The organism is Bacteroides zhangwenhongii (assembly GCF_009193325.2).
Lineage (GTDB): Bacteria > Bacteroidota > Bacteroidia > Bacteroidales > Bacteroidaceae > Bacteroides > Bacteroides zhangwenhongii.
This window is the reverse complement of sequence record NZ_CP059856.1, coordinates 990,187-1,002,661: the sequence shown is the minus strand read 5'-3', so window position 1 is coordinate 1,002,661 and position 12,475 is coordinate 990,187. Positions and strand designations below refer to the sequence as shown.

9 protein-coding genes are annotated in these 12,475 nt (G+C 40.9%); 8 read left to right on the top strand and 1 reads right to left on the bottom strand.

Annotated features, from left to right (window positions below):
* Positions 1–17 precede the first annotated feature (17 nt).
* Entirely contained in the window at positions 18–521 is a 504-nt protein-coding gene (locus GD630_RS03965; RefSeq protein WP_143864749.1) for a DMP19 family protein, read from the bottom strand.
* Positions 522–1,459: 938 nt separating this feature from the next.
* Here GD630_RS03965 and GD630_RS03960 point away from each other — a divergent pair.
* From GD630_RS03960 to GD630_RS03925, 8 genes are all read left to right on the top strand, one after another.
* Complete coding sequence (locus tag GD630_RS03960) at positions 1,460–2,161, top strand: iron-sulfur cluster assembly scaffold protein (protein ID WP_007759112.1); 702 nt, start codon at positions 1,460–1,462, stop codon at positions 2,159–2,161.
* A gap of 19 nt (positions 2,162–2,180) precedes the next feature.
* Positions 2,181–3,191 (top strand): GGGtGRT protein, encoded by a 1,011-nt coding sequence (locus GD630_RS03955; protein ID WP_143864750.1) that lies wholly within the window; start codon positions 2,181–2,183, stop codon positions 3,189–3,191.
* Positions 3,192–3,535: 344 nt separating this feature from the next.
* Complete coding sequence (locus tag GD630_RS03950) at positions 3,536–3,781, top strand: hypothetical protein (protein ID WP_182505697.1); 246 nt, start codon at positions 3,536–3,538, stop codon at positions 3,779–3,781.
* A 422-nt stretch (positions 3,782–4,203) separates the two neighbouring features.
* The gene (locus GD630_RS03945; RefSeq protein ID WP_007759108.1) at positions 4,204–4,494 is read left to right on the top strand and encodes a type II toxin-antitoxin system Phd/YefM family antitoxin; all 291 of its coding nucleotides are present in this window, start codon (positions 4,204–4,206) and stop codon (positions 4,492–4,494) included.
* Positions 4,482–4,757: a Txe/YoeB family addiction module toxin gene (locus GD630_RS03940; RefSeq protein ID WP_143864751.1), complete on the top strand. Its 276-nt coding sequence runs from the start codon at positions 4,482–4,484 to the stop codon at positions 4,755–4,757. The genes GD630_RS03945 and GD630_RS03940 overlap by 13 nt, the downstream gene beginning before the upstream one ends.
* A 382-nt stretch (positions 4,758–5,139) precedes the next feature.
* On the top strand, positions 5,140–6,240 hold the full coding sequence (locus GD630_RS03935; RefSeq protein ID WP_143864752.1) for a helix-turn-helix transcriptional regulator: 1,101 nt from the start codon (positions 5,140–5,142) through the stop codon (positions 6,238–6,240).
* Between the two features lie 148 nt (positions 6,241–6,388).
* Positions 6,389–6,787, top strand: a complete 399-nt coding sequence (locus GD630_RS03930) for a LytTR family DNA-binding domain-containing protein (RefSeq protein ID WP_143864753.1) — start codon at positions 6,389–6,391, stop codon at positions 6,785–6,787.
* 57 nt (positions 6,788–6,844) lie between these two features.
* Positions 6,845–12,445, top strand: coding sequence for an alpha-2-macroglobulin family protein (locus GD630_RS03925; protein WP_143864754.1), 5,601 nt, complete (start codon positions 6,845–6,847; stop codon positions 12,443–12,445).
* Positions 12,446–12,475 lie beyond the last annotated feature (30 nt).

Genomic DNA, 12,475 nt, shown 5'->3' with positions numbered 1-12,475 from the left:
CTTAAAAAATACTGCATTCATCTTTTTATTATTTTTGCAAAAAGGTCTAAATGGTCATCCACATAACTTGCGACCAATGCCGTAACCTGTTCCTCCATCTCCAAATAAGCCTCTTCCAACTCATCAAAAGCCTCATACTGCTCGTACATAGCCATAAATTCATCATCCGTCCGTTCCTTCTCCAGGTCTTTCCGGTTGACATCATATATTTTTTTTGCTTTATAGACCAATTTCGACAATTCATCCGCTCCCCATGAACGCATCACCTTAGCAAACGGATTATCAAAAATATATCCGCCATAGCCATTCTGAATCAACTGACAAAATCCGCCAACCATTATCTCGTCACGAAAAATCTGATAAGCGAGTAAAGAATGTTGCTCCCCCGTTAACAAAGGCATAGTTTCGGCAGTCAGTTCACCACCAATCACCTCCTTATATTTATCGGTAAACACTTGGATGAATTCATCCATTCCCTCACCCGCAGCTTTTTGCAAAGCGGACTCCATTACTTCTATCATAGTTCTTTCCAAATAAATGATGTGCAAAGCTACGAATTTCATCCTATATCCAAGTACGAAACACATAAATAAATTTGCAGCCCTACGAATTACAAGCTAACATCTACATAAGGTTTTAAAACGCCAGTTTTATTGTCACTTGTCACTTTTACGAGTTAATCAACTGATAATAAGAAAGATAAGAATGACAATAGACAGTGACAATAGGATGATAATAAAGTGACAAGCGAACTATATTATCACTTTCAACGTTCACCACATCAAACTATCATATTGAAAATCAATCAATTCAGCAAAAAATCATCTTTTATCCGTTTATTCTAAGAATTGCACTTTTCTCCACCAAAACTTCAATTTCGACTCATAAATGATCATACTTAGACCATTTAACGAATATATCCTGCTATTCTCTTCCGAAAATCAACACGTTCATCACCCTTATTTACTACCAGATAAGTCTCACTCCAGCATAGACAAAGTTGCTTTCAACTGATAATTAATTTACTTCTATTGCACACAAACTATAAATGAAAGTTGCGTTTATAAAAACAAAGGCTTTGATTATACAAATGAAGATTGCGTTTATAAAAACGAAGCCTTCGTTTATAGTTTAGCAGTAGTCTAAAGCAACTTAGAGATTAGGTGAAAAGAACTTTACGATAAGAAGAAAACAAGTTTACCATTAATAGACAATACCAATAATAGCAGTAGTTTCTCAAACGTTGTAAGCACATTTACAATCCACTTGTCAGTCTTTAAACTTCGGCAAATGCAATCCCGACTTTACAAACTGAGAAAAACATAAAGGGATTTATCTCTTTTCACAAAAAAGTAATAAAAGGCGGTTTGCAGAAACAAATAAATCGACTACCTTTGTGGGCGATTTAGAGAATCGTGACTACGTATTTTTAATTATATCACTTAAAAAAGAGCTAATTATGACTTATTCACACGAAGTGGAACACATGTGTGTTGTAAAGAAGGGTCCTAATCACGGACCGGCTCCCATACCCGAAGAAGGCAAATGGGTAAAATCTAAAGAAATTGTTGATATTTCAGGTTTGACACACGGTATTGGTTGGTGCGCTCCTCAACAAGGTGCTTGTAAACTGACACTGAACGTTAAAGAAGGTATTATCCAGGAAGCTTTGGTTGAGACTATCGGATGTTCCGGTATGACTCACTCTGCTGCTATGGCTGCTGAAATCCTTCCGGGAAAAACAATTCTCGAAGCATTGAACACCGACCTTGTTTGCGACGCTATCAACACTGCTATGCGCGAACTGTTCCTGCAAATCGTTTACGGACGTACCCAATCAGCTTTCTCAGAAGGTGGTTTGATCATCGGTGCAGGTCTGGAAGACTTGGGTAAAGGTCTGCGTAGCCAGGTAGGTACTCTTTACGGTACTTTGGCTAAAGGTCCTCGTTACCTCGAAATGGCAGAAGGTTATATCAAACAAATTTTCTTGGACAAGAACGACGAAATCTGCGGATACGAATTCGTACACATGGGTAAGTTCATGGACGAAATCAAGAAAGGTACCGATGCAAACGAAGCTTTGAAAAAAGTTACAGGTACTTATGGACGCGTAACAGCAGAACAGGGAGCAGTTAAATCTATTGATCCACGTCACGAATAATATAAGGAGGAAAGAAACTATGATTAGAGAAGTAAAATTCGAAAGCCAAGACCGTCGTATGAAAGGCATTATCGAAGCCTTGAACGCTAACGGCATCAAAGATATCGAAGAAGCTAACGCAATCTGCGAAGCTGCCGGACTTGATCCTTATAAAACGTGTGAAGAAACTCAGCCTATCTGTTTTGAAAACGCAAAATGGGCTTATGTAGTAGGTACTGCTATCGCTCTAAAGAAGAACTGCACAAATGCTGCTGAAGCTGCTGAAGCTATCGGTATCGGTCTGCAAGCATTCTGTATTCCGGGTTCTGTAGCTGACGACCGTAAGGTTGGTATCGGTCATGGTAACCTGGCTGCTATGTTGCTGCGCGAAGAAACTAAATGTTTCGCTTTCCTGGCAGGTCACGAATCTTTCGCTGCTGCTGAAGGTGCTATCAAAATCGCTGCAAAAGCAGACAAAGTACGTAAAGAACCGTTGCGTTGCATCCTGAACGGTCTTGGAAAAGACGCTGCTCAGATCATCTCTCGTATCAATGGCTTTACTTATGTTCAGACTCAATTCGATTACTTTACAGGTGAACTGAAAGTTGTTCGCGAAATCGCTTACTCTGACGGTCCTCGTGCAAAAGTAAAATGCTATGGTGCTGACGACGTTCGCGAAGGTGTAGCTATCATGTGGAAAGAAGGTGTAGACGTATCTATCACAGGTAACTCTACTAACCCGACTCGCTTCCAACACCCGGTTGCTGGTACTTACAAGAAAGAACGTGTTCTTGCAGGCAAACCTTATTTCTCAGTAGCTTCCGGTGGTGGTACAGGTCGTACTCTTCACCCGGATAACATGGCTGCCGGGCCAGCTTCATACGGCATGACTGACACGATGGGTCGTATGCACAGTGACGCTCAATTCGCTGGTTCTTCATCAGTTCCTGCTCACGTAGAAATGATGGGATTCCTGGGAATTGGTAACAACCCGATGGTAGGTTGTACAGTAGCTTGTGCGGTTGACGTAGCTACTGCTTTGAGCAAGTAATATAATACATCGCTAATATATAAATCCCTGTAACTGTAATGGTTATGGGGATTTTTATTTTAATTATACTGCAATACTTATCCCCTATCCAATACTCATTTCTTCTTGCTATTCTTCTTATAATTAATTGCAATTAGGTGATGGAATTGGAGTAAATTATAGCTTAAATAGAGTTTGAATCTCTAAGGTTAGGCGTGGCTGATCATCCTTAAAATAGAGCTGTAGCGAACTGGAAGACTGTTGACAAGATTACTATATATCCATATAAAAGTGGGAAGACTTATGAAACAGCAGCTAAGATTATCAAGCAATATCAAGATATAGGTTACTTTATCTTAGATGGAATGAAGAGTGAAGAGGCTTACTTCTTTGTTAATAGCGTAAGGGAGATTAAGAAGATTCTGGATAAGACTAATCTAACGAATGATGATTGTAAAATAATCCGTGCTGATGGTGAGCAGAACCATTACAAATTAGAAGGCTTTGAAATCTCTAACTCCGCATCTAAGCCCAAACGCTTTACATTTGTAACCTGTAAAGCATTTGAAGATGTGGATTTTCATACTGAACCCAGATTGCAGGACGCATAAGAACGAAGTCTAGTCCATTTAGGAATAAGATAATCCATATATTTAACCCTAAGAAGGTTAGTTACTATATCCCGTTAGAAATCAAGAAACAAGAATTGGAGAAAGAATTAGCTACTGCACATAAGAGAGTCCTAAGATATAACAGTGAACCTGTTGAAAAAGACGAAAGAGAACAGGAAGACGCTGAACGTAACAGGTTAGGTCCTGATACATACATTATCAAGAGAGTTTGTACGAGGCATACAACGTGCCAAATTGGGAGATAGTGAATACGCTTGGTTCTTGGGCTAAGTGGATTGTTGATTGAGAGAGGAAAGGGCATCATTAAGTTGGTGTCCTTTCTTTATATCTAATAATTAACTAATTAAATTTGCAAGTACGCATATAAGTACATATATTTGCATTAAATAGAAGGAGGATATATGAGAACAGCTAACTATACAGATTTGAGAGCGAACCTTAAAGGTTACATTGATTCAGTGATTGATGACTATGATACTGTAATTGTTAATCGTGGTAATGGTAAAGGAGTAGTGATGATTTCCCTTGATGAATACAACTCATTAAAGGAAACGGAATATATAATGTCGTCACCTGAAACGATGGAAGCCATACGTCAAGGTGAGGAAGATATAAAAAACGGCAATTATATAGCACAGAAAGATGGAGAGAGCATAGAAGACTTCTTAAAGCGAGCATCATGTACAGAATAATATTATCTGACCAAGCACGGAAGGAATATCTATACTTCTCACAGAGTGGCAATAAGATTATTCTGAATAAGATTACAGTTTTACTGAACGATATTGCAGAGCATCCTTATACTGGGATTGGGAAGCCAGAACCGCTAAAATATGAATTGACTGGTAAATGGTCAAGGAGAATCACCTCAGAACATCGTCTCGTTTACTCTGTAAACGATGACAGGGTAGAGGTTGATATACTCTCCATGAAGTACCATTACTCCAAGAAGTAAACCAACTTCTTTTTTGCTTCTTCCACTACTTCCTTCATTAAAGTTGCAAGCATCTGATCAGTAGGCTCTTCCATACTAGTCAGACGATATGAGTTCATTTCTTTTTCAGGCATAGTTATCAATATTTAGTTCTACAAATATAATCATTCTATAGACAGATATAACAATCCGATGAGTATTTTTACGCATTGAGTACTGATTATTAGTATATTTATCATCAGATTAAAGAATTGGCAGAAAACGACTCCTCTAAAGAAATTATAATATATCAAGGTATAACTTCACAAGAACTCTATGCTTTTTTCTGTTGTCTGATATGGCTAAATTACTTATCTTTGCTTCGCTACTTTTCGACTAAATATATAAGAAATGCGTCATAAACATGGGAATACTACATTTATCAATTGAACTAGCACTTGATTTGATAGCCCTGATATCGGGGATTATTCTTATCATTCGTGCCAAAGACAATTATCCTCAATTATATTGGGGAATCATAGCAGTCGGTATAGGGTTCATGTTTTCATGGGAAAACATCGGGTGGCTGACGATTGTCACGGACACTCCGGAATATGACTTCACAGAATTGCTCAATATTGATAAAATGCTTAAATGGTACGCTTTGGCCAATATCGTAGCACTATTTCCTATCGCATCCTTATCTCCGGGATATTTCAACCATTTCAGAATATTCACCTTCTTATTGCCTCCTATCATTACCATAACGGTAGGAATCTGCTATCTGTGCTTCAATGGCAACATAACGGCTATCCATTCACTAAATGAGATAATGCCCAATATCAGTAATATGGATGTCAAACTCAGAATCAGCATATTTCTGCTTTCTGTCATCACTCCTCTCTTTATTCTCGTTTATGTCACCAGCCGTGTTAAGACACATCGTAAGATGAATAGAAACATGTATCTATTCATGGGATTCTTATTCCTATTTCTTGGTATATACATCCTATTCACATTAAGCATTAATGAGTTTATCTTCAATTTATTCGGTATTACAGCAATCGTTTTTACCGTTTTATTCTCAATGCTATATTTACGATATGAGAATCCGTTTTCAGACCATATCAGTATGGTGTATGATACAGAAGAAGAAAATCCTGAAGAAATGAGAAACTCATTTCAGCCACTCACACTCTTCACCACAATCGAGAGTTATTTAAAGAAAGAACATCCTTACACAGATCAGAAATACAGTATAAAAGATTTGGCAGAAGCCTTAAATGACAAAGAACGCAATATTTCGGATGCAATCAAAAGTCAGGGATTTACAGGTTTCCGTGAATATATTAATTATATCCGACTAGAGCATTTCAAACAACTAATCGCCCAAAATCCGGAAAAAAATGTGAAAGAGTTGATGTTTGCATGCGGATTCAACTCACGGGCAACCTTCTACCGGAACTTTTCTGAAAGATATGGTATTTCTCCCAGTAAGTTCATTGAATATCAACAAAGTAAATAGAATTATTCTATTTTGTAACGTACAAATCTTAATAATAAAAGTGTCTCATTGTAGAAATGAGACACTTTTCATTTTTGTAATTAAGAGTAATCTGCTACTTTTGACAGAAAATAAAAACTACGACATGGGAAATTAATAAATTAATATTATGAATAATCAAAACATAAACATTGAGCATTGCGACCAGACACAAATTACGCAAAATCAAGAAAGCATATTCTTATATACCACTATTACCGGAAGTTTGCAACTGATTCACTTGGAAGAAATCGGTTATTTTCGCTATAACTCAAAAAGCAAATTGTGGGAAGTCATGCTATCCAACAAACATACTCTGATATTAAAAAGAAACACGAATTCGCAAAAGATATTGAGTTTACACCCTTATTTGCTTCAGATCAGTCAATCCTACATTATTAATATCAGCTATCTGGCATCAATTGAAGACAATAATTGTGTATTACTCCCCCCTTTTAATGACGCCGAGCTCCTACAAGTAAGCAAGTCCTTCATGAAAAAGTTGAAGGAAAAATACCCCTGTCTATAAAAAAATCTATTATAAAAACAGTATATTTGTCCACTGAACCAATAAAAACTCTTTGCTATGGGACAAATAAAAACTGGACGTAGCAGCCTCGCTACCAAACTATTCTTTTTCATAATGTGGATTGTGACCTTTTCCGCATGTACGCACAGTCCGAAAGACATCATCCCCTCTGCAGAATATGCCCCCTATGTAAATGCCTACACAGGAGGAGTCATCTCCCAAAGTTCGACTATACGCATCGAGCTGACACACGATCAACCTATGGTTGACGTAAATAATGAGTTAAAAGATAATCCGTTCAGCTTTTCACCGTCTTTGAAAGGAAAAGCATATTGGATTAGCAATAACACCATCGAATTTGTTCCGGAAGAAGGTACTTTAAAACCGGGAGCATTCTACGAAGGAACTTTCCAGCTTGGAGATTTTATCGAGGTAGATAAAAAACTAAAGGAATTTAACTTCTCATTCCGGGTGCAGGAACGTAACTTCACAATTCATGCAGAACCTATAACGATTACAGCTACTCAACCCGACGAAGTGAACATAAAAGGAGAAATACGCTTTAGTGACGTTGTGAAGAAAGAAGAAGTTGAGAAAATGCTGATAGCCGGCAATGGTAAAAGTAAAAATTATCCGGTCGATATTACCTCCACCAACAATCCGACTCGTTATGAATTCAGTATTAACCGGATCTTGCGGGAAGCGGAAGATTACCAAATCCAACTGACAGCAAACGGAAATCCCGCAGGAATTGACCATACGCAAATCGAAGAAATCATGATTCCGGCAAAAGACAGTTTCTGCTTTCTGACCGCCAAACGCATCGACCAACCGGAAAACGGGATCGAAGTCGTATTCTCTGCTCCCGTATCCAATACGCAAGATCTGAAAGGACTGATCGAGATACCGGAAGTATCTTCTTACATCACCCAAATTAAGGATAACCAGGTTCTTATCTATTTTGAAACCAACAAAATAAATAAACTGACTTTGAATATCCATGAAGGAATAAAAAGCAGTCAAGACCGTAGTCTGGGGACTTCCCACTCTATCTCATTCAGCGAATTGAATCTGAAACCGCAAGTAGAGATGGCTACCTCAGCCGCCATTCTTCCCGATTCGAAAAGCCTGATTATTCCATTCCGCGCTGTCAATCTGTATGCAGTAGATTTAAAGGTTATCCGCATCTTTGAGAATAATATCTTGATGTTCATGCAAAACAACTCTCTGGCCTCCGCCAATGAGTTGCGCCGTTCGGGACGCCTGGTTTATAAGAAAACATTGTGGCTAAGCAAGGATTCATCAAAAGATATTCATCAATGGGAAGATTACTCTATCGACCTTGCCGGACTGATTCATCAAGAACCGGGTGCCATCTATCGGGTTATCCTGTCTTTCCGCCAAGAATATTCCGCTTATCCTTGCGGTGGAAGTGAAGAAAACAAAGAAATGAAGTTTTCCGACACGACTTCCGACGGCCTGACAAAAGTTAGCGGTAGTATTTTGTCAGAGGCAGACGAAGCTGTATGGGACACTCCTGAGGCTTATTATTATTACAACGGCGACACTATGGACTGGAGTTTGTATCGGTGGAAAGAACAGGATAATCCGTGCCACCCGTCCTACTATATGGGAGCAGACCGGACAGCTACCTGCAATGTCTTTGCCTCTAATCTGGGAATGATCGTAAAGAAGAACTCCTTGAACAATCTGTGGATTGCAGTAAACAACATTTTGGACACAAAACCTGTCGGAAAGGCGCAAGTTACTGTTTACAATTTCCAGTTACAAACCATCGGTAAGGGAGAAACAAACGGAGAAGGCTTGGCGGAAATCGCTCCGAAAGGAGTTCCCTTCATTATCGTAGCAGAGGCAGACGGACAAAAAGCCTACGTACGTGTTGCAGACGGTGAAGAGCAATCGGTCAGCCGCTTCGATGTGGGTGGAAAGGATATTCAAAAAGGCTTAAAAGGATTTATATATGGTGAAAGAGGAGTATGGAGACCGGGAGACACCTTACATATATCTTTCATTCTGGAAGACCGGGAAAAAAGAATACCGGACAAACATCCGGTAGCACTGGAAATCTACAATCCGAAAGGCCAATTCTATACCAAAATGATCTCAACACAAGGGATGAATGGCTTTTACACATTTACTGTCCCTACTCAGGCAGATGCTCCTACCGGTCTGTGGAACGCATACGTAAAAGTAGGCGGTTCGACTTTCCATAAAGGGATACGCATCGAAACAATAAAACCCAACCGACTTAAAATAACGTTGGCATTGCCTAGAATTCTTCAAGCAACAGACAAAGAAGTCTATGCTCCACTCACTTCTGCCTGGCTGACAGGGGCTACGGCTTCACATCTGAAAACCAAAGTAGAGATGTCTCTGTCTAAAGTAAATACACAATTTAAAAACTACGGACAGTATATTTTCAATAATCCGGCTACAGATTTCACTACCATCAAGACAAATGTGTTTGACGGAATGCTCAGCGCAGAAGGAAGAGCGGGAGTCACTTTAAAACTCCCTGCAGCAACCAATGCGCCGGGTATGCTAAACGCATCTTTCACCACCCGTGTATTCGAACCGGGAGGAGATGCCAGTATCTATACCCAAAGCGTTCCTTTCTCTCCGTTCACATCGTATGTGGGCATTAACTTGAATCAGCCGAAAGGCAAATACATAGAAACGGACAAAGATCATGTATTTGACATTGTTACGGTGAATCCGGAAGGACAGGCGGTGAGCCGTTCAAATCTGGAATATAAGATCTACCGTATCAGTTGGAGCTGGTGGTGGGAAAACAATGAAGAATCTTTCAGTTCCTATATAAACGGGACTTCCATCACTCCGGTAGCCAGTGGGAGTCTGCAAACCAACAATGGAAAGGCTTCTTTCAAATTCCGCGTCGATTATCCCAATTGGGGACGTTATCTGGTCTATGTGAAAGACAAAGAAAGCGGACATGCCACCGGAGGTACTATCTACGTAGACTGGCCCGAATGGAGGGGACGTTCAAGTAAATCGGACCCCAGTGGTATTAAAATGCTTGCTTTCTCATTGAACAAAGATTCCTATGAGATAGGAGAAACAGCTATGGCTATTATCCCCGCAGCAGCCAACGGACGTGCATTGGTATCCATCGAGAACGGATCGACAGTACTCAAACAGGAATGGATCGAAGTTTCCAGCAAAGGAGACACAAAATATACGTTCAAGATCACAGAAGAAATGGCTCCGAATGTATATCTGCACATCAGCTTGTTGCAGCCTCATGCGCAGACAGTGAATGACTTGCCTATCCGTATGTATGGTGTTGTCCCGGTATTCGTAACCAACAGTCAAACGATATTAAGACCGCAAATACAAATGCCGGAAGTGCTACGACCGGAAACGAACTTCAATGTGACCGTCAGCGAAAAGAGCGGGAAGCCGATGACTTACACATTGGCTATCGTAGACGACGGTCTGCTGGACCTTACGAACTTCAAGACACCCGATCCTTGGAATGACTTCTATTCACGAGAAGCGCTCGGTATCCGGACATGGGATATGTACGACAATGTATTGGGAGCTTCCGCCGGAAGTTACGGTTCTCTTTTCAGTACAGGTGGGGACGCAGCTTTGAAACCGGCAGATGCAAAAGCAAACCGGTTCAAACCGGTCGTTAAATTCATAGGTCCTTTCTATCTGGGAAAAGGCAAACATCAGACACATACATTGAAACTTCCGATGTATGTAGGTTCCGTACGCGCTATGGTAGTGGCAGGACAGGACGGTGCTTATGGAAATGCAGAAAAGACGGCCTATGTACGGACACCGTTAATGCTGCTTTCCACCTTGCCGCGCGTACTTAGTATTCAAGAGGAAATCACTGTTCCGGTAAATATCTTTGCAATGGAAAATCAGGTAAAGAATGTCACCGTATCTATTCAAGTTTCCGGTGGAGGAGTACAAATTGCCGGGCCTTCGCAACAGTCGCTAACCTTCAATCAACCGGGCGACCAGCTTACATTCTTTACATTGAAGACCGGAAACAAAACAGGTAAAGCAACTATCCATCTGACGGCAAACGGGGGTGGGCAGCAAACTAAAGAAACCATCGAAATAGACGTGCGCAATCCGAATCCGGTCGTGACATTGCGCAACAGCCAATGGGTGGAAGCCGGACAAAGTGGAGAGGTATCGTATAGCCTAAGCGGTTTTTCCGACAACAATCATATTCAGTTGGAAGTATCCCGTATCCCATCCGTAGATATCACACGTCGATTCGACTTCTTATACGATTACCAACATCAGTGTACGGAGCAGTTGACTTCCAAAGCATTGCCGCTTCTGTTTATCTCTCAATTTAAAACGGTAAACGAACAGGAAGCAGAGAAAATAAAAACAAATGTACAGGAGGCTATCCGTCAGATTTATGCCCGGCAACTTCCCAATGGCGGTTTTGTCTATTGGCCGGGGAATGCCGTCGCAGACGAATGGATCAGTTCATATACCGGAATGTTCCTGACATTGGCACAAGAAAAGGGATATGCCGTCCATTCAAACGTATTGAATAAGTGGAAACACTTCCAACGTGCAGCAGCCCAGAACTGGCGTATGCCACAGGATGCAAACAGCTGGCAACTATGGCAGTCGGAGCTGATGCAAGCCTTCCGTCTATACACGCTGGCATTGGCCGGTGTGCCGGAATACGGAGCTATGAACAGAATGAAGGAACAGCAAGGATTATCCATTCAAGCCAAATGGAGATTGGCAGCCGCCTACGCATTGACAGGAAAAATGAAACCAGCCGAGGAATTGGTATATAAGACAGAAACCAGTGTCACTCCCTATTCTTCAATGAACTTTATTTACGGTTCGTCCGACCGGGATGAAGCGATGATTCTGGAAACATTAATCCTGATGAACCGGGAACGGGATGCACTTCAACAAGCAAAGAAAGTCTCGCAGAATCTGTCACAAGAGGAGTATTTCAGTACTCAGTCTACCGCATTTGCCCTCATGGCAATGGGACGCTTGGCAGAAAAGCTATCAGGTACACTTGATTTCACATGGACATGGAACGGCAAGCAACAACCTGCCGTGAAATCTGCCAAAGCGGTATTTGCCAAAGAGATTCCTACTTCATCGAAATCCGGAACAGTCTCTGTAAAGAATCAAGGCAAGGGAGCATTGGGAGTAGATATTATCACGCGCACACAATTGCTGAACGATACGCTGCCCGCCATCTCAGACAATCTTCGGATGGATATAAGATATGCAACTCTGAACGGCACGCCCATATCCGCAGAAGAAATTAAACAAGGAACTGACTTTACCGCTGTCGTTTCCATATCCAATATTAGCGAAACATCGGATTATACCAATCTGGCATTGACACATATTATACCATCCGGGTGGGAAATATATAATGAACGAATGGCGACTGCCGATACAGCTATCAATTACTCCTATCAGGATATCCGCGACGATCGTGTATTGACCTATTTCAATTTGCACCGTGGTGAGACAAAGGTTTTCACTATCAGATTGCAAGCGGCATACGCCGGTAACTTCATTCTTCCGGCTGTTCAGTGCGAAGCCATGTATGATACAACCGTGCAGGCACGAAGCAAAGCAGGAAGAACAACGGTGAGTCGCTAATACGAATTCTGTTAGTAAGAACAAACGCAG